Genomic DNA, 22,349 nt, shown 5'->3' on the forward strand with positions numbered 1-22,349 from the left:
TTAATCAATTACCAGTCTAAGTCTACACCGTCTGAAAGGTGTAAATCTTCTTCTAATTCTGCTAACTCTGCATCTGAGTCAATTTTCTTGCCGCCTTTGGTAAATACATGCAGCTCAGATTTAACTGAATCAGGACGTTTAATTTTTTCGCTAATTTGCAACGCAACATTATCACGAGAGCGGCCCATTTTAGCTCTAAACGTGGGTAGCTCTTCTACAAATACAGTTATATGCTCTGGCATTTCAACAGGAATAATATCACCTGCTTTAAGCTCCATTATTTGTTGAAGTGTTAAGTCAACTTCTAAAAGCTGAGTTGACATGTCAACCTCAACATCCATTATTTCATCTCGTAATGCCTTACTCCAACGCAAGTCGGTATCTTCAGTATCTGACTGAACACCCGCATCCAAAAGTTCCCTTATTGGTTCGAGCATTGAATATGGCAAGGCAATATGAAAATCACCGCCGCCACCATCGAGTTCAATATGAAAAGAGCTAATAACCACAACTTCAGTCGGGCTAACAATATTAGCCATTGCTGGGTTTACCTCTGAATCGAGGTACTCAAACGACACGTCCATTACCGGTGCCCATGCCTCTTTATAATCTTCAAAGATTATTTTTAGCAACATTTGCACGATTCGGCGCTCTGTAGGGGTAAATTCACGGCCTTCAATTTTTGCGTGGTAACGACCATCACCGCCAAAAAAGTTATCCACCAAAATGAATACTAACCGTGCTTCCATGGTGATCAGGCCGGTACCCTTTAAAGGTCTGAAACGCACCATATTCAAGCTTGTCGGTACAAATAATGTATGAACATACTCACCAAACTTTATCATTTGAACGCCATTAATAGACACTTCCGCTGTGCGGCGCATCATATTAAATAGGCTAATTCGCATATGGCGAGCAAAACGCTCATTAACAATTTCCAGCGTCGGCATGCGACCACGTACGATTCGATCTTGCGAAGAAAAATCGTACTGAAGCGTACTTCCCCCGCCATCTTCACCATCGTTTATATCTTCCTCTTCAACGTCATCAACACCATGTAATAGCGCATCAATTTCGTCTTGGGATAATAAGTCGCTCACGCTAACCCCTTATTGCATTACAAAGCCGGTAAATAATACCCGCTCAATTACTTTGCTGCCTTCAACGTCATTTAAGGCAGTTTGCACTGTCTCTAGCGCAGTAAAACGCAGAGTTTCTTTACCTGCACTGGTACTAAGCTCGTCAGCAGTAGTGGTCGAAAATACACTGAGTAACTTACCTTCAATCAGCGGAATATGCTTTTTAGCTGTTTCTTCATTTACCTCACCACGTACCAAAAGTTGCACTTTAATTTGTACAATTCTATCTCGGCTCGAGCCCGGAACGTTAAAAACAAAAGGTCTTGGCATCGCAACATAAAGCGCACTGCCTATTTCTGCGGATGACCCAGAAGCTTCTGGCGCTTCCTCTGAAAGGGTCGTTTCTTCATCTAATGTTTCAACAGGCTCATCCGAGCCCGACATTAAAAAGAAACCCGCAGCACCACCTACAACGAGCAGTACTGCTGCAATAATAATTATCAGCTTTTTTTTACTTTTTGGCGCTTCTTCTATTTCTAAACTTGTTTCTTCAGCCATCATGATTCCTTATATCGCAAAGGTATTTGCTTGTTTTAGTTATTATAATAGCAGTAGTTAGGCATAGTAATCTATTGATGATGATGTTTGTTGCTCAGAAGTTTGTTCTGGGCTATTTGATGGCTCATCACTTTCACTATTTGCCGCTCCATTTTTGGCCAATTGCTCACCCGCCCCCGATTCATTTTGCTCTGCGTTTTCACCACCTGACTGGCCATATGAAATAGTACTTTCACCAAGCTCCAACCCCTGTTGTGCTAACATTTCGCGTAAGCGAGGCATAGATTGTTCGAGTGCTTCTTTGGCCTGTTGGTTTTGTACCACAAAGTTAATTTGTGCTTGTTCTGCATCGCTACGAACTCGTATTTGCATGCTGCCCATCTCAGGTGGATCCAGACGAATTTCAGCCTCTTTGTTATTAATGCTTAGCATTGAACTAACGCGCTCTTGCAGTAACTTGGCCGCGTCACTTTTAACTATGTTAATCGCCTGCATCATACCAGGATCAATACTTACCTGCTTTGTCTGTGCTGTACTTTGTAACTGCTGATTTTGAATAGCTTGTTGATCCAACAAGCCCATTTCATAATCAAGCGAATCATAATAGCTTTGGGCACTGGTTTGGGTTGTATTTAAAGCATTAGTTATATGGTTAAACACCTGCATAACTTTAGCGGGTGACTGCTCAGCCGTGGTATTTTTTAGCCCCTCTTTTTGCAATTGCTCAAGCGCTTTTGTAAGATCTTCATCACCAGTAGGCTGTGCTGCTAATTTAGTTGGATCAGCGCTATTTTCAGAGCCTGATTTCACACTCACTTTTTGTGGTCTGTTTACCGTATTTGGTGTTTGTGAAGCTACAAAAGTAACTGGTTTTGTTATCTCTTCACCTTTTACCGGTAAGGTAACCACTTTGTCTATTTGCGATTCATTTGTTTGCGGCAAGTTTTGTGAGTCATTTACAGCTTTTTGCGATACCGTAAATTTAGTGTCTGATGATTGATTCGCATTTTCCGCAACCAACACTTTTAGCTCACCAATCGCTTGCTTAATAGTCGCTAACTGTTCACCTTTTGGTTGCTCGGCTTTAATAAAGGCATTTAATTGAGTCAGTAATGCCTGCTTTTCAGTCCCTGAAAGCGTATTAAACTGCTCGCTGGGTGACGACTTAACGTCAGTGCTTTGTGTCTGTTTATTATCTGTTATGAATTGGGTAAGCATTTGCTTTAAAACCGTCAATTTTTCAGCTTTGCTTGATGCGTCAAGCATTACTGGTTTAATTTCAGTCTGTAATTTTGTTAGCTGCTCAGGCGTTAGGCTTGCTAATACTTTATCTGTTTTAAATGCATTTACATCTTTAGCAATGAGTGTATTTATCGCGTTTTCAGTTTCAGTTATGTTTGAGTTGGGTGAAGTTGCTGTGAGCGTATTTTCTGTTAGTTCCGCAACTGTATTTTTAGCTATGGTATTTTGAGCTAAAGTATTGGCGTTAACTTTACCGCTATTCTCTACTGTGCTTTGAGTAGTAACTATTTTATCAACATCCGTTTTTAAAATAGTCTGATCAGAATTGACACTCACGTCAGAGAACACTGAACTTTGTGAAGCTGTTATTTTATCCGTAAAAATGCCTTTGTTAGTATCTGCTCCATTATCTTTTGTATCAAAGCCCTGAGTTATACTTTGCGCTTCTGCAGGGTGTTTAACTTTATCCGATTTTATATTTAGTTCTGCTTCAACAGCCTGAGCAAGAGACGTTTTATTTTGTCTTTGTGAATTTGACGAGTCATTAATATCTTCATCATTTACTAAACTTGCCACACCGCTTGTGTTGTTATCAGTAAGTGTTGCATGTGGTCTTATTATTTTACCTACTTCATCTTTAACAGGTAAATCTTTTGCTGGCACAGCAACATAGCCTTTAACCGGCAGTTTCTCTTTTAAATCAGCAATAACAAGCGGTGTTTTATTTGTTGATGTATCTGCAAGGTTTATATCTTTTGCTTTTTCACTTGGCTTTGTAACCTCAGTGTTCATTAGTTGAGATGAATTGATCTGCTCCAGAATATCGCTTCCAGACAAATTTATTTGGGCAATGTCTTCATCATCTGAATCACTGTTTAATTTTTCATTAGTAACTGATGAGGAATCTGCTGAGGCGGCAGATAAAGTATCTGTTTCAGGCTTATTAATCTCTTTTTTTATTGGCTCAAATGTAGTGTGAGCATCTTGCAACTGAGTAAAAAATTCAGTACCTGATTCATCGGCAGAATCAGCTAAGCTACTGTCTTTAAATGCTAAAAAAGACTCTTTATCAGCCGAAATTGAAACAGAAATATCATTCATCGCCATAAGTCACCTAATACGGTTACGGCAACATGTCACCGCACATTGCCCAAAATTAAATACCACCCATTAATAAAGCAATAAACGTGCCTAACTTAAGAAAGCTTGCGACGCTGAAAAAATTGATTAGATGTGAACTCATCCAGCATTTTTTGCTCGCTTTTAGCTACCACAGCTGCTGCTTTTATTTTTTGATTTTCAATCAATTTAGCCACCGCTTTAGCCTTTATTTGCTGTTTTAACCACAACGTTTTTCGCTGTGAAACAACTTGCTTTGCCGTATTTACAGTACTTGCTTGTTGCCGAATAGCCTCTTCAATTTTTGCTATAAACGCATGATACTGCCCAAAACCAGCGCTTGATAAACCTGATTGACCTTTTAAATGTAACTGTTGAGAGTATTCAAGCCTAAAGTCATTTAAGCCTTGAAGTTTTTGCTGGTTTGCTTGCAGGTTTTGATTAGCTTGCAAATAACTCATACGTAAACTTTCTTCTTTGTCGCTTTCAAGTTTTAGCAGCAAGTCAAATTTGTTTTTAGCCATTACCCTTGACCTAATAATTGGGCTAGCCCTTGCAGCCCATCGTCATAACTTATCACATCACGCATACCTTGCTGTAAAAACCCGTTTACTCTTGGCATCATATTTATTGCTTGGTCGAGCATGGGATCAGTGCCCTTTTGATAGGCGCCTAATGTGATCATGTCTTTATTTTGTTGGTACATTGAATACACTTGTTTAAGTACTCGCGCTTGTTGCATATGAGGCTCTGAAACCACTTGGGGCATAACACGTGATATAGATTTTTCGATATCTATTGCTGGATAATGGCCGCTGTCGGCTAACTCACGAGAAAGTACAATATGGCCGTCTAGTATGGCGCGTGCAGCGTCTGCAATTGGGTCTTGCATATCATCGCCTTCACTTAAAACGGTGAAAAAGGCTGTTATAGCACCTTGCCCTTCCCCCCCATTACCTGCTCGTTCAACTAAGGCTGGTAGTTTTGCAAAAACCGATGGTGGGTATCCTTTTGTTGCCGGTGGTTCTCCAACTGCTAAAGCAATTTCACGCTGAGCCATTGCGTAGCGAGTTACTGAATCGAGTAGCAGTAACACATTTAAACCTTGGTCTCTAAAATATTCGGCAATGGTCACTGCACTTTCACAACCTTTTAAACGCATTAATGGCGATGAATCGGCGGGTGCTGCAACAACAACAGAACGTTTACGCCCTTCTTCTCCAAGAATTTCTTCAATAAACTCTTTGACCTCACGACCACGTTCACCAACCAAACCAACTACAATGACATCGGCTTCGCTGCCCCTAGTCATCATTCCTAGCAGTACAGACTTACCTACACCAGAGCCTGCAAATAAGCCCATACGCTGACCTTGCCCTACGGTGATCACTGAATTAATAGCCCGCACCCCAACGTCCATTGGCTGGCTGATCGGACGTCTGGCTAAAGGGTTAATCGTATTTTGAGCAAACTTTAAATAATGTTCAGCGTTTATTTTACCAAGTCCGTCGAGTGGACGGCCTAAGCCATCAACCACACGCCCTAGTAGGCTCATCCCTACAGGTAATCCCAAATTATTTACTTGGGGTATTACTCGAGCACCTGGCAGTACGCCGGAAATATGATCATTAGGCATTAAGTATAAGGTTTGGTCGTTAAAACCAACAATTTCTGCGTCAACAAAACCATTCATGGTTTCAATTTTACATTGACTACCAACAGGCGCCCGCAGACCTTTTGCCTCTAAGGTAAGGCCAACAACACGCGTTAAAATACCCGCCACTGCAGGTGTGTAGGGCTTAATGTTTTGTTGATATTGCGACAAGCGTTCGCTCAAAGAAGCAATTTGCACAGACATAGTACGCCTAAAAAATATTTAGATATTACTATTATGCAAAAAGCTATCCAACGTTTCTTTGACGCGTGTTTTTAAAGTCATATCGAGCGAGGATTGCGCGGTTTTTACCTCACATCCACCTCTTTCAAGCGTGGGTTCGGGAACTAATTGCCAGTTATTGTCTGCTATAGTTTGCTCGCCATAGCTATCTTTTATAACCTCTAGATCGGTTGGGTTTAGATGCACTTTTACTTTTTCTTGTTGCGCATTTAACGAATCAATACTGTGTTTTAATGTATGTAAAATAACATCTGGCGATGTTTGTACTTCTTGGTATATAACTGCTTCAGCCAACATGCTAGCTAATTGAATAAGTTGCAACTCGGCTTGTTCATCCACTTTTTTTAGCGGTGAATTAAGTGCTTCTAAAATACCTTTAAGACTAATTAGTTGCTCTTCAATAATCGGTTTTATATCTTCTTGGCCTTGAGTTTTACCGAGCTCTAGCCCCTCTTTATAACCAGCTTCTTTTCCCTCACTAACGCCTTTTTCAAAGCCGTCAATGTAGCCTTGTTCATGACCTTGTTTAAGGCCTTCTTCATAAGCATCTTGTCTAATGCGTTCAAGCTCAACCATAGTAAGCTTTGGCAGCTCGGGCTCTTCGGGTTCATCAGCGGGCATTTCTTCGGCAAGCTCTTTTTTATAAAGCTCACTAAGGGGCGTACCATAGGCTGTTGAGCGGTTACCAAAGCTTTTTTCGTTAGGTGCTACATCGGGAATAGCCCAATGTTTTAATAATTCATCAGCTTCTTCAGCTCGAAGTGGACGCCCTTTGAGTTTGCTCATGGCTTACAAGAACTCCTCACCACCACCACCGCCTAACTGAATTTCACCCGAATCAGATAAACGACGTGCCGTTGATAGAATTTCTTTTTGGGCAGCTTCAACTTCGCTAATACGTACAGGCGCCATTGCTTCTAAATCATCAGCCAGCATATCGGCAGCACGCTTAGACATATTACCCAGTATTTTGTCTTTCAGACCGTCGTCTGCACCTTTGATTGCTTTCATTAATACATCTTGTTGTACTTCTCGTAGAATGGCTTGAATACCCCGGTCATCCACATCCATTAAGTTTTCAAATACAAACATAAGATCCTGAATTTGCTGAGACATCTCTTCGTCATGTTCACGAATAGAATCCATTAACTGCCCTTCTACGTTTGTATCTAGGTAGTTCATAATGTCTGCCGCGGCTTTTAAGCCACCCATTTTCGCAGCTTGTGCCCCTGCTTGTCCGGCAAATTGTTTTTCCATAATTTCGTTAAGTTCTTGCAGTGCAGCTGGTTGCACTTCTTCAAGGTTAGCGATTCGCATGGTTAAATCAAGACGTACTTTCTCTGGGAACTGCGCAATAATTTCTGCGGACTGCTCAGGCTCTAAGTAAGACAATACAATCGTTTGTATTTGGGGGTGTTCATTACGAATAATATTCGCCACCTGCTTAGAGTCCATCCATTTCAGAGAATCAAGGCCTTTAGCCCCAGACCCCATAACAATTTGGTCAATAAGGCTGGCCGCTTTATCTTCACCCAATGCAGCAGTAAGCGCCTTTTTAATAAAGTCTTCTGACTGAAACCCTATAGTACTGAAGCTTTGAATTTGCTCAATAAACAAGTTGTGAACCGCACTTATTTTAGCCTGTGACAGGTCGTCTAACGCAGCCATTGCCATCCCAACTTTTTGAACTTGTTTAGGCTCCAAGTGCTTAAGTATTTGCGCTGCATCTTCCTCTGACAAGCTCAGTAATAAAATAGCGGCTTTATCTACACCGTCTAGCTTATCAACATCAAACGCTGCTGGAAGTTGTTTTTGTTCTTGATCTTGATCAGTCATCTTCTGTTAACCACGCTTTCACTACTTGTGATGATAGTTCTGGTTCATTGGCTACAAGGGCACGAATTGCTTTGAGTAAGTCTTCGTCGCCATGTAAATCTGGTAACTGCAGTGTACCATCGCTTGAGAAACCAATTGAAGCAGAATCAAAGTCTTTGTTTAGCATATCCAACGTGCTATCGCCAATGTCTACGCCTGCACTTAACGCATCTTCGTCATATTCTTCAAGTGTATCGTCTGGGTAAATTAAGCGTTTAAGCATCGGTTTAACTACCGCCATTATGAGTACAATAATAACTAATGCACCCAGTACCAAGCGGATTATTTTCATAAACCAATCCTGCTCCCAAAGCGGCACGCTAATATCAAAATCAGTTGCTTCGCGAACAAACGGAACCGTTACCACTTCAAGTGCATCACCACGCTGCATGTCAAAACCAACGCCACCTTGTAATAAACGACGAATATTTGACAGTTCTTCCACTGAGCGCGGTGTCATTGTGGTTTCACCGTTTTCACCTACTTTTGGAATGTAGTCAACGGCCACCGACACGCTTATTCTGCGTATCACACCTGTTTGCTGGCGCTTATGTGAGATAGTTGTATCTAACTCATAGTTACGCGTCGCTTCTTTATGCGTTCTTGATGGTGAAGTTGCACTACCTGCGCCACCTTGTCCTGCTACTTCAGGGATATTAGAGTTTACTGGAGGCTGATTCGTCAGTGCACCAGGTATACCTACCGCTAAACCACCTATATTATTTTCTTCGAATGTTGTTTCGCTTCTTACTGCTGGTAAATCTGGGTTGTAGCGTTTTTGCGTCTCCTCAACAGCACTAAAGTCCATACTTAAATCAACTTGTGCAGTGTAGTTTGCAAGCCCTACAACAGGTATTAAAATACTGTCTATTTTTTCAAGATATTCTTGTTCACGCTTACGCTCTATGTCGTACTCTTTACGTGAACGTGCAGCAAGCGATGTTTGTGAGCCTGAATTTAGTAAGCGACCATTTTGATCCGTTACTGTTACACGAGCCGGCTCTAAACCTTGTACAGCCGATGCAACCATATCAACCACTGAGTCGACCTCTTCGCTATCTAGCGAACGCCCACGCTTAAGAGTAAGTACAACAGTTGCTGAAGGCTTTTTCTCTCTGCGCGCAAATACATTTTCTTTTGGAATGGCAAGCAATACACGTGCACGCGTAATATTATTGAGCTCTTCAATTGTGCGCGCTAACTGTTGTTCTCGGCCATGCTTTAAGCGTTCACGTTCTAAACGCTGACTTACACCAAACCCCATGTCTTGCATAAAAATATCTGAACCCGATGTAGGGCCTTGCTCTAACCCTTCGCGAGTCATTAAAAGTTTAATATTTTGATACTCAGTTTCAGGGACGAGTACTACATTTCCATCTACTTGGTATTCAATTTTTTGTGCATCTAAAAAGTCGAGCGTTTCAATAAGCTCTTCTGTCTGCATTTTACCAAGCGGGCGCATATCTGGCTGACGCGCCCAAATAATAATAAATATAGCAATCGCTAAACAAATGCCTAAAGCAATAACTAAAGTTACTTGGCGCAATAAATCAACGCCATTTAGCGAACTTAAGTAGCCTGATTTCTGTTCTTGTTGATCGTCGCTATCGCTTTGGTCCATTTCACCAGTAGCAAGAGCCAGATCGGTTGATTGATTAGATTGCGCCACAATAATTCTCCACTACCTAGTTAAACAGGCATGTTCATGATTTCTTTGTAAGCTTCGACAAGTTTATTACGAACCTGCACTGTCGCTTCAAATGCAACTGACGACTTTTGAGAAGCAATCATTGCTTCAGCCAAAGACACGCTTCTGTCGCCTGTTTCTACCGCCACTACTTTTTGTTTAGCATCTTGCTGCAAACCGTGCACAGTATTAATTGCATCCGATAGCATATCGCCAAATTGAGCGGTTGATGAGGCTTGTGTTTTTACTGGCAGTCTTTCGATTTGATTATTACGGCCAGCCTCTAAAGCCATTGATTGCATTTCTTGAAATACAGCGCTGTTTTGAATTTTCATAATTTGTCTCTGACAATGCAGTTAACTCTTAACATGAATAAAGCACAAAGCATGCCAATAAATTAAATTAATAATTTCAATTAGTTAGAAGAGGTTTGGCAAGTCAGAGTTTTGACAGCCCTAAATTCAAAGAGTAAATTTAGGGCTAAAAATGATGTTATGCGGGGAGTGAAATACCTAAATCGCGCATCTGCGCTAGTTTGTAACGTAAAGTCCGAGGGCTTATACCTAGCGTTTCAGCGACATCTTTTCGCTTACCTTGGCATCTTGCTAACGTTTCTAAAATAATACGATGTTCTTTATCTTTTAGCTCATCCTTATAGCTTCCCGTATCAACAGCCAATAAGTCTTGTTTTGTTGGCTCAGCTGGAGATGACTGTTCGTCATAATAAGCTGAACTCATAGCTCCTTGGTCAATATCTTTATTAGTAACACCTATTTGTTGCTGAGTAGTATGTTGCGCGCTGACAGATGCAGGCTCCATTACAAAATCTGTCGCCGCTATGTTTTCAATGAAAATAGCATGCTCGTTTAGAGTATCCCCAGTCCTAAGTATTAACGCACGTTGTATTACGTTATCAAGCTCACGCACATTACCAGGCCATGAATGAGCAAGTAATTTTTTCTCTGCGGCACTATCAAGATAAGCCATAGGCTCTTTACTTTTGTTTAAGTGGCGCTCAATTAAATGCTTAGCCAATACAAGGATATCTCCAGGTCGCTGACAAAGTGGTCGCCACATCAAAGGAAACACATTAAGCCTGTAATATAAATCTTCTCTAAATTGGTTTTCGGTAACCGCTTCTTTCAAATCGCGGTTACTTGTTGCAAGTATACGTACATCTAACTGGATTGTTTTTCTTCCACCTAAGCGCTCTACTTCGCGCTCTTGCAACACACGAAGTAGTTTAGCTTGCAGCCCTAAATCCATTTCTGTTATTTCGTCGAGCAATATAGTACCGCCTTGCGCTTGCTCAAACTTACCAGGACACGCTTGAATTGCGCCTGTAAACGCGCCTTTTTCATACCCAAATAAGGTTGCTTCAAGCATATTTTCAGGAATTGCTGCACAGTTAATCGCAACAAACGGCGCATCGCATCGGTTCGATTTATCATGAATATACCGTGCAAGCACTTCCTTACCTGAACCACTTGGGCCTAGCACCATAACGCTCGCATCAGAGCGTGCAACTTTACTTGCTAACTCTAAAAGTTGAATACTGCTTGGGTCGGCAACAATGGGGCCGTCGGTCTCTTTTGCTTTTTCAGGTAAGTATCGACTTACCATATTGAGTAAAACTTCAGGTGCAAACGGCTTTGCCATGTAATCAATAGCGCCCAAGCGCATCGCTTCAACAGCATCGTCAATGGTAGCGTACGCCGTCATCATTAAAACAGGCAATTCAGGGTGGTTAAGCTTAATACTGCGTAGTAAATCAAGCCCACTCATAGTGCCCATTTGTACATCACTCACCACCAGCGAAAATTGCTCTTTTTTTAGCAATAACATGGCTTGCTCTGCACAATTAGCCGCAATACATTCAATCCCCGACATTTCGAGTGTGTCAATTAAGGCTTCGCGAAGCCCTGCATCATCTTCGACAACTAAAATAGTGTTACTCATAATGATTCCTCTAATTTAGATGCGGTGCGAATAGGTAAAAGCAAACTAAAGCATGCTCCACCGCCTTTATTATTAGTCACGTCAACACGCCCCTGATGAGCGTTTGCAACCGAACTCACAACAGCAAGCCCTAACCCTGTGCCTTGGCTTTTAGTGGTATAAAAGGGTTCAAATATTTTTTCTGCTTGAGTTAAATCAACACCTGGACCGTTATCGGATACACTGATACGAACAAAATCTGGATTTTGCTCGTCAGTCGCAGCACTTAATTTTACTTCAGCGCCAGCACCAATGACTTGAATACTGTTATGGATTAAATTTTGAATTGCGCTGGCTATGGCTGATTTATTGCCTGTTATTTGAATATCTGGCTCTGGGAGGTTAACAGCTAAATGACTGTCATTTAGTGTCACCATAGCATCAGCACCCGCTTTTACCTCACTGAGTAACTGCTGCATAGACACTTGCTCAACAACTTGTTGGTCGCCACTTTTGGCAAAAAGTAGCATATCGTTTACTTGAGTTTCTAAATCTTTTAAGCGTGACATCAACTTGCTTTGAAAATTATCGCGAGATGCCTCGGGTAAACGCTTAGAGCCCAAATTAGCAGCATAAAGCATGGCCGCTGAAAGTGGGGTTCGAACCTGATGTGCAAGCGACGCCACCATTTTACCCAAAGCACTTAGGCGCTGCATATGAGCAACTCGCTTTTGTAAACGGCGTGTTTCACTCAAGTCGGTCATTAAAATTAGCTGGCCCGGCTCGGGCGCTAACGCTGTTATATCAAGCTTAATTAAACGGCCATCTTTAAGCGATACTTCGTGACCATCGTCTTGATGCGGTCTAAAAGAGCGTTGAATAACGCTAAACCACTTTTCACCTTCTAAAGGTTCGCCTAACATATCAATGGCTATTTGGTTGGCCTTTGCAATCATTCCTTTACCATCAAGCACAACCACACCTGCGGGCATGGTATCAACTAAATGTGAAAGCCAACTTGCTTGCTGACGCAGATCGCTTAACTCACCTATGTACTCCTCTTGAAGTAAACATGGGTTATACTGATTTGCAGAAATAAACTGTGGTTTAAGCACGCTCGCAAGGGCCATAATCAAATCTCGAATTTGTATAGATACAGAGCTTAATGCACAATGTGTACCAAAATTTATTTACATTATTTTCATTGACTTACAATAATAATAGCGTGACATAAAAATGACGCGCATAAAAAGGAATATGTATGAGTGAGCAAAAAAAATGCCGATGTGCTTGGTTAGACGCAACCAAGCCCGATTACGTTTTATATCACGATTTAGAATGGGGCGTCCCTGTTTACGATGACCAAACACTGTTTGAATTTATAACGCTAGAGTCGGCTCAGGCAGGCTTAAGTTGGTATACTATTTTAAAAAAACGACAAGGGTATAAAAATGCATTTGCTAATTTTAATGTAGATAAAGTCGCGTTGTTTACCCAAGACGATGTTGAGCGTTTAATGCTTGATGAAAATATCGTACGAAACCGTTTAAAAATTAACGCCACAATAAATAATGCCAAGCAATTTATAGACATTCAAAAAGAATTTAGCAGTTTTAGCGCGTATCAATGGCAGTTTGTTGATAACAAACCGATCGTGAGCAATTTAAATTATACCGAAGAGACGCCTGCAATCACCAAAGAATCAACAGCCTTCTCGAAGGATTTAAAAAAGCGCGGCTTTAAATTTTTAGGACCTACTACGGTATACGCTCATATGCAGGCCTGCGGTATGGTTAACGATCATAGTAATGACTGCTTTAGAAAAGAAGAAATTATTGAGGCTTTTTGTGGTGAGTAAGCAGCTAAACAGGTAGGTAAGTAATTAAAAGCTTTGCTTTTCACGCGAGCAAGCTCGGCGTCTACCGCCATGGTTTAAGTTTGTGTTTATCTTGTAGACGCCAAGCTTGCGTGACGGGCAAAGCCCGTAAAGTGATTGATCATAAATGATTAAAATAACGAAGAGTATTTCACCACTTTCGTACTTCTAATCTCTTGAAAGGTTGTACTTTTTCATTTTCTCTACGAGCGTTGTTCTTCTTACGCCCAGTATTTCAGCTGCCCGAGCCACCACGTAATCATATCGTTCTAATGCTTGGGTTATTAGGCTGATTTCAAGCTCAGCTAAATACTCTTTAAGCTCAATGCCATCTTCCGGAAGTAAGCCGCTAGCGTTGCTATTAAACTCTGCCTCGGGTTCGTTTTCATAGTCACTAAACCCTGTGCTGAATATATCGTTAAAAGCATCTTTTTCCATAAGTTCTTCAGGATATTCAGGTTCATAAGCATCTACCTCAATGTAACGATATTTATTGGGTAGATCAGGGATGTCCACTACCTTTTCAGGGAACATTATAACCATGCGCTCAACCAAATTCGCAAGCTCACGGATATTACCCGGCCATGCATGCTCTTTTAAACTTTCGATTGCTCGCTCAGTAAATTTAGCTGTCGTGCCCGTTTGCTCGTTTACGCGACGCATTAACTCCTTAAGTAGTAAAGGAATGTCATCAGCACGCTCACTTAACGACGGGTTCTCTATAGGGAATACATTTAACCGGTAATATAAATCTTCACGAAAGCTGCCTGCTTCAATCATGGTTTCGAGGTTGCGGTGTGTTGCAGCAATAACACGTACATCGGCTTGAATCGCCTTAGTGCCACCTACACGCTCGTAGCTTCGTTCTTGTAATACGCGTAAAAGTTTAACCTGCATTTGTAGCGGCATATCACCAATTTCATCTAAAAACAACGTACCGCCTTGCGCTAACTCAAAACGGCCTTTACGCGCAGAAATAGCCCCTGTAAACGCCCCTTTTTCATGGCCAAAAAGTTCACTTTCTAATAGTTCTGCAGGTATAGCTCCACAGTTTACAGGCACAAATGGCCCTGTACTTCGTTTAGATAGCAAGTGAACGTTACGTGCAACCACTTCTTTACCAGTACCTGACTCACCTAAAATTAAAACGTTTGCATCTGTTTTTGCTACTTGTTCAATTAAAAAGCGAACCTCTTTTACAGCTTGTGTTTCACCTACAAGGCCATCAAAAGATTTATGTGGCTGAGTATTTTTGTGCTCCCCCGGCAACATACGATGATACTGCTGGCAATCATGAAGCAACTGTGTGGTCACTTCGTGATTAAATGGCTCACAAATAAGTCCAACTACATTAGCAATGCTAAGTAATGGTCTTAACGTTTCACCTATTAATAAAAATGGAAGTGTTGGGTAGCGCTTAATTAAGTTTTCGTGATCGAGAGACTTTAATGCCCCTAAAATGACCATGCACTCATGCTGCTGATATTTTGCACACTCTTGTTCAAAGTTGTCTTCATCTAAACGATGAGTAACCTCACCGATAAAACCAAGTGATGCGTTTAACCCAATAGAGCGATTGTTATTATTATCTAAAATCAGGATCATAGTTAGCGAGCCGTGCTTCACTCTTTAATGTAATTAACTAAATTGTAAGCCAGTTAAGCACGGATGCAAGTGATAGCGGCAGTTTTTTGACATAAACGCCAAAAAACAGACGCACTCGTTAATTCAATCATACTTAAGAATTAACTATTAAGTATTAATATTTAAAGTAAGCCTAAAATAGACTCGGCAGATTGGTTAGCCTGGCCACGAAGAGCAACTGATGATTGCGCTAAAATGTCATTAGACACTTGTTGAGAAATTGCTAGGGCGTAATCGGTATCTTGAATGCGGCTTTGACTGGCTGCATTATTTTCTTGCTGCGTCCCTAACCCTTTAATTGTGCTTGCCAACGTATTTTGAAATGCACCTAACTCAGCTCGTTGTGCATTTATTTCATCATTTGCTTGCTTACTGATGTCAATAGCCGCTTGAGCACCGGCTTGGGTTGAAATATCAATGGTTGATAACGCAGAGGCAAAACTACCATCTGTAGAGTTTACCGTTTGGTTTGTATTCGCATCAGCACCAACTTGAAACGTGACAGCTTGACCATCAAATAAAGGCTTACCACCGAATGAAGCATTTTCGAACGTTTCAGATATTTGGCTTTGCAATTGCACGACTTCTTCTTGCAACGCAGCACGATCATTGTCAGTCAATGCACCGTTACCCGCTTGAATTGATAACTCTTGAATACGCGAAACGGCATCATTCACACCACTCAAGTTAGCTTCGCTTACTTGAGTATATGAAATCCCGTCATACGCATTACTTACAGCTTGGCTAAAACCATTTTGCTGTGAAGTAAGCCTATCAATAATTTGCAAAGCCGCTGCATCATCTGCTGCGGTATTTACTTTTTTACCTGTTGCAAGTTGCTCTGCAAGTTTGTTATTTGTTTGCTGAGTTTGGTTTAAAAAGTTAGCTGATGCTGATTGAATTTTCATAACGGCCTCCGTGGTGCTGACTGATTAAATTATAGCTTAATTTGCGAAATTTTGCCCTTTGTACCATTGTTAGACTAAATTAACTTGGCACTTTGCTTGCTTAGTGGTTAAAGTATTGAGATGTGTATTAAAAAATCACGTTTGCGTGTCATACAACGCCAATAATAAATAATTTGGGTAGCACTATGTTCGATAACAAAACAATTTTAATCACCGGTGGTACCGGTTCATTCGGGAAAAAATACGTCAAGACACTACTTGAGCGTTACAATCCAAAAAAAATCATTATTTTTTCACGCGATGAACTTAAGCAATTTGAAATGCAACAAGAGTTTGACCAACCTTGTATGCGTTATTTTATTGGCGATGTAAGAGATAAAGACAGATTAATACGTGCCATGCGCGGTGTAAACTACGTTATTCATGCAGCTGCTTTGAAGCAGGTTCCGGCCGCTGAATACAACCCAATGGAATGTATCAAAACAAATATTAATGGGGCCGAAAACGTAATTGATGCAGCCCTTGATAACGATGTTGAAAAAGTAATCGCTTTGTCTACCGATAAGGCTGCAAACCCAATTAATTTGTATGGCGCCACAAAACTGGCATCAGACAAACTTTTTGTAGCCGCTAATAATATTGCAGGTGGCAACCGCACTACCTTTTCTGTTGTTCGCTACGGCAATGTGGTGTGCTCTCGCGGCTCTGTTGTGCCAGTTTTCCAAAAGTTTATTGATGAAGGGCGCGATCACATCCCAATCACACACGATGAAATGACTCGCTTTTGGATAAACCTTCAACAAGGCGTCGATTTTGTACTTACTAATTTTGAACGCATGTTAGGCGGTGAAATTTTCGTTCCTAAAATCCCTTCAATTCGTATTACCGATCTTGCAAAAGCAATGGCACCTGACTTACCACTAAAAATAATTGGTATTCGCCCTGGTGAAAAACTTCATGAGGTTATGTGCCCCGCTGATTTATGTTTTGAAACCTACGAGTACAACGACCACTTTGTTATTGCCCCAGGTATTAAATTTAGCAGCCGAAGCAACGACTTTACTGAAAATGCAATTGGCGAAAAAGGAAAGAAAGTATGCCAAGGATTTGAGTATAACTCATTAGACAACCCTGATTACATGAGTATAGAAGAAATCAAAAACTTCAATGTTCAAGCGTTACTGTAGTACTTCTTATGACTAATATGATAATTCCCTATGGCAAACAAAGTATTACACAAGATGACATTAATGCTGTGATTGATGTATTACAATCTGATTTTTTAACTCAAGGCCCTCAAGTTCCAGCCTTTGAGCAGTCAATAGTTGCTGCAACGGGCGCAAATTTCGCTCTTGCGGTAAATAGCGCAACCTCTGCACTGCATATTGCATGCTTAGCATTGGGTTTAGGGCCAGGAGATTCACTTTGGACCACTCCTATCACATTTGTCGCTTCGGCTAACTGTGGTCTGTATTGTGGTGCATCTATCGACTTTGTTGATATAAATCCCACAACTTACAATCTATGCCCTGTAGTTTTAAAAGCAAAGCTCAAAAAAGCAGAACAACAAGGTACTCTCCCCAAGGTTGTTGTAGTTGTTCATTTATGTGGTCAACCTTGCGATATGGAGGCAATTCATGTGCTTTCAATAGAGTATGGCTTTAAGGTGATTGAAGATGCTTCACACGCTATCGGAGGTCGTTATGACGGCCAACCTATCGGTGCATGTAAGTACAGTGACATTACCGTCTTTAGTTTTCATCCGGTAAAGATAGTCACGACTGCTGAAGGCGGTGCGGCACTAACCAACGATCAAGAACTTGCCGATAAAATGCGGCTTTATCGGAGCCACGGAATTACCCGAGATGAATCCTTTATGAAAAATATATCTCATGGCCCTTGGTATTATGAGCAAATTGATTTGGGCTTTAATTATCGCATGACAGAGCTACAAGCTGCGTTGGGCATTTCACAAATGAAGCGCCTGAGCAAATTTGTCGTAGCTCGTCATCAATTAGCTAAGCGTTATAACGAAAAGCTGGCTGATTTACCCATAACTTTACCCTATCAATTGCCCCATACGTACTCAGGTTTGCATTTATATGTGATTCGATTGCACTTAGATAAAATCACAAAGTCTTACCAGCAAGTATTTAATGAGCTAAGAGAGGCTGCAATAGGTGTGAACGTGCACTACATACCAATTCATTTACAGCCTTACTATCAGAAAATGGGATTTCTAAAGGGAGATTATCCTGAAGCTGAGCGTTACTACAGTGAGGCAATATCGATTCCGATGTTTCATAGCATGACATTAGATCAACAAGATAATGTTATTGCTGCACTAACAACGATTTTGGCAGGTTAATTATGAATATCGCAATTATACCAGCTCGTGGCGGTAGCAAACGTATACACCGTAAAAATATTAAAAACTTTCATGGTAAACCAATAATTGCATATTCGATTGAAACAGCTCGAAAGTCTGGTGTTTTTGATCGAATAATAGTGTCAACTGATGATTTAGAAATAGCAGAGGTAGCTAAAAATTATGGCGCTGAAGTACCATTTATTCGCCCTAGCAACCTAGCAGATGATCATACTGGTACACTTGCAGTTTTAGGACACGCCTTATCATGGTTAGAAAAAAGCAATCTCATTGTTGATTACATATGTTGTATATACGCTACGTCTCCATTCTTATCAGCACAAGCTCTTATAGAGGGAAAAAAGTGTATAACATCCTTAAACTTAAATTACGCATTTTCTGCAACTGAGTACAATTTCCCAATACAGCGAGCATTTTATTTTAATCAAAAAGATAAGATCACTATGTTCCAACCAGAGCATTTGAGCAGCCGCTCACAAGATTTAACACCCGCTTACCATGATGCTGGCCAATTTTATTGGTGTGCTCCTAACGCAATAAAAGAATTGAAGCCATTTTTTTCAGCTCAAAGCTCGGCTATTTTAATTCCAAAACATCTTGTTCATGATATTGATACTATAGAAGACTGGAAACGCGCAGAACTAGCCTATAAGATATTGCAAAATAGAAAGCCTTAACAGGCTTTTTATTTTATAACATATCCTGTAGGACTTCTTGAAAAGGGAAGTTGATGAATAGTCCTATCACCTATTAATGATTGCACTACATCTGACTCATAGGGAGAGCTTGGATGATTATAATGATCTAAAATTAATATACCTCCATTAGAAAGTTTTCCCCAAAACTGCGGTAAAGAATGCTCCAATACTGATTTTATACCACAGTCCATAAATATTAATTTAAACCTCAGCCAGTTGTTACATTCAAAGTAACTTGAGGTATCTCTAGATAAGTCTATCTCATTTACAGTAATTCGATCTGTAAAACCTTGCAAGGCAATAAGCTCCTCTAAATCAGTACGACTACCTTGGTAAATTATTTCATTATTTTGCTTATTGTCTGACTCAGTTTGAGTCCCTTTAAACCAGTCATACGCATATAACTCTGTATTTGAATGAGGCTCTAACAAACTACTCAACTTAGCTAAAGTAAGCAAAGATGCCCCTTTCCATGTACCTATATCTGCAATTGATCCTGATATATTTATTACCAGCTTATAAATTTCATAAAATGTGATTAGTCTAGCAATATTGACTTGCCCCGCATATAGTGGAAAATGATAAATGAAATCTTTAGTTGGAATTGCCATATTCTCTAAAGACTCTATAAAATCAAAATATTGTGTATCTTCTTCTATAAACTTTAATTTTCTAACACTTTCTGGTTGACTCATTTAATCATCCTAATAAAAAATTTAACCCGCATTATTCATATAAAAATGTTATTTACCGACTAGTATTCTTTCAACCATAAAAGCTTCAGCAAACTCAAACCCATGCGTATTACCTCTTAAAGTAGCTAGTGCATGAATACATTTATCACTTCGGCTATGGGGGGGTGGCCTTAACTCTAAATCATAACAATTCAACGCACGTACTTTTTGTCCATATACATGAGTGATATCAACAATCATTTGTGGTGAAAATAACTGTGCTCCACTCGGGTACCACTCTGTACTACTTAATATTTCGAAACTATAAATTTCATTTACCGAATCTCCTTTTTGAGGGCGGGAGGCAGTTAAGACAGCTCTATTTGTAATGTAATGATCTATGTTTAAGTCACCAGCAAAATGAGTATATATAATCGTGGGCAAATATTTTTTTATCACCGTTTCGATTGATTTAACTATAGTTAACAAAGGGACAGTGTCTAATTGATTATCAGGAAAATCAAAGTTAATAACATCAGATAGCCCCAGCTCCTCTGACGCTGCTTTCTGTGCAAGTTGTCGCTTTAATTGCTCTTCTCTAAACTCCCCCCTCGCAGAAACACCATTTGTCATACAACAAAGAACAACTTTATCTCCTTGGGAAGTATGTCGTGCGATGGTACCTCCGCATCCCAAAACTTCATCATCTGGGTGTGCAACAACGACTAATATAGTCGACATAAAATATCCTTATCAATAATAGTTCGGTAGATTATGTTTCTTCAAGAGTAAATCTACATCTATTTTTAGTAGGTCAGAATTATTAATTACAATTTGTATTTTTTTTAGTGCTTTTATAATATCGCTTTCGCTCTCTGTACCAACTGAAACTCTTATACACTTCTCTGTACTTTTCCCATATGCTAAGCCAGGCACGACCGCGATCTTGCATTCTAGTAACAAATATAGCGCTAAGTTAAAAACACTTCCGTTGTATTCATTAAGGTCTATAAAAATATAAAATGTTGCACTACCAGGTAAACACATGAAACCAAGTGATTCTGCTTTTCTCACTATTCTGTTTCTTTTTTTTGTGACTAAAACGGCTTGTTGCCTTGTTAAATTAAGTATTGTCTCAAAATGTTTATCTAGGTACATCATCAAAGGTGAAGCCGCACAGGTTATCAGATGTTGATTTAATTTAAGTAATTCTTTAATTAATTCATTATTCGTAATCGCATAGCCAATGCGCCAACCAGACATACCAAAATTTTTAGATAAAGAGTTAACTATAATAAGATTATCTAATTCTTTTATTGCTCTGCCCGCAGAGCAAAATTCATTTCCTTCAACAAAGTCACTATAGGCCTCGTCAACTAGTAAATAAATTTTGTACTTTAAACATAGCCTATAAATAAGTTGTATTTCAGACTTATTATATATCTTACCTTGAGGATTATTAGGGTTGTTAATAATAATTAAGCGCGTTTTGTTGGTAATATAACTTTCAAAACACTCTACAGAAACATCATAGGGAATAAAAGATGATTCCCCCCCCACTAACTTAACCTGTTCTTGATAGCTTAACCAAGCTGGTTCATGTGTTAATACTTCATCACCTTTTTTTAATATAGCCAACATAACCATATAAATGACAATTTTAGAACCAGCAGTAACTAATATTTCGTTCTCTGAGGAAAACTTAACACCATGCGAGTTGTAATAATAATCACTTATTTTTTTGCGTAGTGATAATAACCCCTGACTATCCGAATAATGGTAACCCGCTTCATAGTCAATATCATTAAAATCTATTGAAGGAATATTGAAATAAGCTTCCCCCATTGATAGGGTTGTGATGTCTAGCTGCCTCTGTTTTAGTTCATATACTAATTGATTAATATATACAGACAAAGCCTGAGGAATACTTTTTACTGTTGGGTTCATGAGTAGCCTTCAAAAATATCTAAATATGTCTTGTTTGACAAACTAAGTACCTCTGATTCAGATAAATCAGCGTATTTGCAAAAGGTATTAAAATCATCTACTGCTCTAGAAAACTCGATAAACGGTTGATCACTGCCAAACATAAATCTGTAAGCTCCTACCTTCTTAATTGTAAAACATAAATCTTGCCATACAGAGCTACCTTTCCAATAAGTTAAAGACAAAGATAGTTCAGAGTAAAGGTTAGTATGTTGCACCATTAAAGACATAAGCTCTAACACTTTTGGCCCTCCAAAATGTAACGCAATTATTTTTGTCTTAATATTTTTAGATAGGAGAAAAGCAATTAAATGAACCCCATTACTTCTATATAAATTTTTCGTTCCATATGAACAATCAACTGAAATAATTAGCTTTTTTTCAGATGCATAAGTTACGACTTCTAATATTTTTTCATAATTTATTTCAGTTATTTCTTGTAAGTAGGGATGTAACTTTATACCTGCAGCCCCCTGCCTACTAACTTCATCAATAATCTCTTTATAGTTTTCCTTCCTAAAATCTAACAACAAAGAAACGTGAATATTCAAAAAAATTTCACTAAAGTCATTTAGTACTAAACTGCTTGCAACATTCCCGTCCAAAATCATGTAATGTGCATGACTTAAGCCCAACAATTCAGTTTTTAGTAATGCTTCATTAAAAACTGCCTTTAAATCTTTCTGATAAATATTAAATTCTTGCTCAATAACCTTATCTAATTCAGATTTATTTTTAGGATCTTGCAAGTCTAGACCTGAACTCGTAGGTAAATGAAA

The 22,349-nt window shown here is 39.7% G+C and carries 21 protein-coding genes; 4 read left to right on the forward strand and 17 right to left on the reverse strand.

All coding sequences use genetic code 11. The annotated features are described in order from the left end of the window. Nucleotides 1-8 precede the first annotated feature (8 nt). The 11 genes from fliM to PS1M3_RS11770 all read right to left on the reverse strand — a co-directional run bounded on the left by fliM (nucleotide 9) and on the right by PS1M3_RS11770 (nucleotide 12,525). Nucleotides 9-1,100, reverse strand: a complete 1,092-nt coding sequence (gene fliM / locus PS1M3_RS11720; RefSeq protein ID WP_010555915.1) for a flagellar motor switch protein FliM — start codon at nucleotides 1,098-1,100, stop codon at nucleotides 9-11. 9 nt (nucleotides 1,101-1,109) lie between these two features. Beyond that, nucleotides 1,110-1,637 carry a flagellar basal body-associated protein FliL gene (gene fliL, locus PS1M3_RS11725; RefSeq protein ID WP_008132626.1) on the reverse strand — a complete coding sequence of 176 codons (528 nt, stop codon included), beginning with the start codon at nucleotides 1,635-1,637 and terminating at the stop codon, nucleotides 1,110-1,112. Between the two features lie 57 nt (nucleotides 1,638-1,694). Then, nucleotides 1,695-3,980 (reverse strand): flagellar hook-length control protein FliK, encoded by a 2,286-nt coding sequence (locus PS1M3_RS11730; RefSeq protein WP_203987316.1) that lies wholly within the window; start codon nucleotides 3,978-3,980, stop codon nucleotides 1,695-1,697. A 95-nt stretch (nucleotides 3,981-4,075) separates the two neighbouring features. After that, a complete protein-coding gene (gene fliJ, locus PS1M3_RS11735) occupies nucleotides 4,076-4,522 on the reverse strand; it encodes a flagellar export protein FliJ (protein ID WP_008132630.1) in 447 nt (148 codons plus the stop codon). Continuing rightward, entirely contained in the window at nucleotides 4,522-5,856 is a 1,335-nt protein-coding gene (gene fliI, locus PS1M3_RS11740) for a flagellar protein export ATPase FliI (protein ID WP_006792739.1), read from the reverse strand. Before fliI ends, fliJ begins: the two co-directional genes overlap by 1 nt. A gap of 18 nt (nucleotides 5,857-5,874) precedes the next feature. After that, nucleotides 5,875-6,681: a flagellar assembly protein FliH gene (gene fliH, locus PS1M3_RS11745; RefSeq protein WP_008132631.1), complete on the reverse strand. Its 807-nt coding sequence runs from the start codon at nucleotides 6,679-6,681 to the stop codon at nucleotides 5,875-5,877. A gap of 3 nt (nucleotides 6,682-6,684) precedes the next feature. Next, nucleotides 6,685-7,731 carry a flagellar motor switch protein FliG gene (fliG, locus tag PS1M3_RS11750; RefSeq protein WP_006792737.1) on the reverse strand — a complete coding sequence of 349 codons (1,047 nt, stop codon included), beginning with the start codon at nucleotides 7,729-7,731 and terminating at the stop codon, nucleotides 6,685-6,687. Beyond that, complete coding sequence (fliF, locus tag PS1M3_RS11755; protein ID WP_203984368.1) at nucleotides 7,724-9,439, reverse strand: flagellar basal-body MS-ring/collar protein FliF; 1,716 nt, start codon at nucleotides 9,437-9,439, stop codon at nucleotides 7,724-7,726. Before fliF ends, fliG begins: the two co-directional genes overlap by 8 nt. A 20-nt stretch (nucleotides 9,440-9,459) precedes the next feature. Further along, nucleotides 9,460-9,792 carry a flagellar hook-basal body complex protein FliE gene (gene fliE, locus PS1M3_RS11760; protein WP_008132633.1) on the reverse strand — a complete coding sequence of 111 codons (333 nt, stop codon included), beginning with the start codon at nucleotides 9,790-9,792 and terminating at the stop codon, nucleotides 9,460-9,462. A 157-nt stretch (nucleotides 9,793-9,949) separates the two neighbouring features. Next, entirely contained in the window at nucleotides 9,950-11,416 is a 1,467-nt protein-coding gene (locus PS1M3_RS11765) for a sigma-54 dependent transcriptional regulator (protein ID WP_203984369.1), read from the reverse strand. Next, on the reverse strand, nucleotides 11,413-12,525 hold the full coding sequence (locus PS1M3_RS11770; RefSeq protein WP_203984370.1) for a PAS domain-containing sensor histidine kinase: 1,113 nt from the start codon (nucleotides 12,523-12,525) through the stop codon (nucleotides 11,413-11,415). Before PS1M3_RS11770 ends, PS1M3_RS11765 begins: the two co-directional genes overlap by 4 nt. A 131-nt stretch (nucleotides 12,526-12,656) precedes the next feature. Here PS1M3_RS11770 and PS1M3_RS11775 point away from each other — a divergent pair, with 131 nt between their 5' ends. Further along, the gene (locus PS1M3_RS11775) at nucleotides 12,657-13,253 is read left to right on the forward strand and encodes a DNA-3-methyladenine glycosylase I (protein ID WP_203984372.1); all 597 of its coding nucleotides are present in this window, start codon (nucleotides 12,657-12,659) and stop codon (nucleotides 13,251-13,253) included. A gap of 186 nt (nucleotides 13,254-13,439) precedes the next feature. Here PS1M3_RS11775 and PS1M3_RS11780 read toward each other — a convergent pair whose 3' ends face one another. Both PS1M3_RS11780 and PS1M3_RS11785 read right to left on the reverse strand, forming a co-directional pair. Continuing rightward, the gene (locus tag PS1M3_RS11780; protein ID WP_203984373.1) at nucleotides 13,440-14,876 is read right to left on the reverse strand and encodes a sigma-54-dependent Fis family transcriptional regulator; all 1,437 of its coding nucleotides are present in this window, start codon (nucleotides 14,874-14,876) and stop codon (nucleotides 13,440-13,442) included. Between the two features lie 161 nt (nucleotides 14,877-15,037). Beyond that, complete coding sequence (locus PS1M3_RS11785; RefSeq protein WP_203984374.1) at nucleotides 15,038-15,823, reverse strand: flagellin; 786 nt, start codon at nucleotides 15,821-15,823, stop codon at nucleotides 15,038-15,040. Nucleotides 15,824-16,008: 185 nt separating this feature from the next. Here PS1M3_RS11785 and pseB point away from each other — a divergent pair, with 185 nt between their 5' ends. The 3 genes from pseB to pseF are packed head-to-tail and all read left to right on the forward strand — an operon-like array spanning nucleotide 16,009 to nucleotide 18,889. Continuing rightward, nucleotides 16,009-17,010, forward strand: coding sequence for a UDP-N-acetylglucosamine 4,6-dehydratase (inverting) (gene pseB / locus PS1M3_RS11790; protein WP_203984375.1), 1,002 nt, complete (start codon nucleotides 16,009-16,011; stop codon nucleotides 17,008-17,010). Between the two features lie 20 nt (nucleotides 17,011-17,030). Continuing rightward, nucleotides 17,031-18,191 (forward strand): UDP-4-amino-4,6-dideoxy-N-acetyl-beta-L-altrosamine transaminase, encoded by a 1,161-nt coding sequence (gene pseC / locus PS1M3_RS11795; RefSeq protein ID WP_203987318.1) that lies wholly within the window; start codon nucleotides 17,031-17,033, stop codon nucleotides 18,189-18,191. Nucleotides 18,192-18,193: 2 nt separating this feature from the next. Then, nucleotides 18,194-18,889 (forward strand): pseudaminic acid cytidylyltransferase, encoded by a 696-nt coding sequence (gene pseF / locus PS1M3_RS11800; RefSeq protein ID WP_203984376.1) that lies wholly within the window; start codon nucleotides 18,194-18,196, stop codon nucleotides 18,887-18,889. Between the two features lie 8 nt (nucleotides 18,890-18,897). Here the strand turns inward: pseF and PS1M3_RS11805 are convergent, their stop codons facing one another. The 4 genes from PS1M3_RS11805 to PS1M3_RS11820 are packed head-to-tail and all read right to left on the reverse strand — an operon-like array spanning nucleotide 18,898 to nucleotide 22,319. Beyond that, a complete protein-coding gene (locus PS1M3_RS11805) occupies nucleotides 18,898-19,605 on the reverse strand; it encodes a class I SAM-dependent methyltransferase (protein WP_203984377.1) in 708 nt (235 codons plus the stop codon). 48 nt (nucleotides 19,606-19,653) lie between these two features. Further along, nucleotides 19,654-20,325 (reverse strand): PIG-L deacetylase family protein, encoded by a 672-nt coding sequence (locus PS1M3_RS11810; protein ID WP_203984378.1) that lies wholly within the window; start codon nucleotides 20,323-20,325, stop codon nucleotides 19,654-19,656. Nucleotides 20,326-20,337: 12 nt separating this feature from the next. After that, nucleotides 20,338-21,531, reverse strand: coding sequence for a pyridoxal phosphate-dependent aminotransferase (locus tag PS1M3_RS11815; RefSeq protein WP_203984379.1), 1,194 nt, complete (start codon nucleotides 21,529-21,531; stop codon nucleotides 20,338-20,340). Then, complete coding sequence (locus PS1M3_RS11820; RefSeq protein WP_203984380.1) at nucleotides 21,528-22,319, reverse strand: amidohydrolase family protein; 792 nt, start codon at nucleotides 22,317-22,319, stop codon at nucleotides 21,528-21,530. Before PS1M3_RS11820 ends, PS1M3_RS11815 begins: the two co-directional genes overlap by 4 nt. Nucleotides 22,320-22,349 lie beyond the last annotated feature (30 nt).

The sequence above is a fragment of the Pseudoalteromonas sp. PS1M3 genome (assembly GCF_016865405.1).
In the GTDB taxonomy this organism is placed as follows: Bacteria; Pseudomonadota; Gammaproteobacteria; order Enterobacterales; family Alteromonadaceae; genus Pseudoalteromonas; species Pseudoalteromonas marina.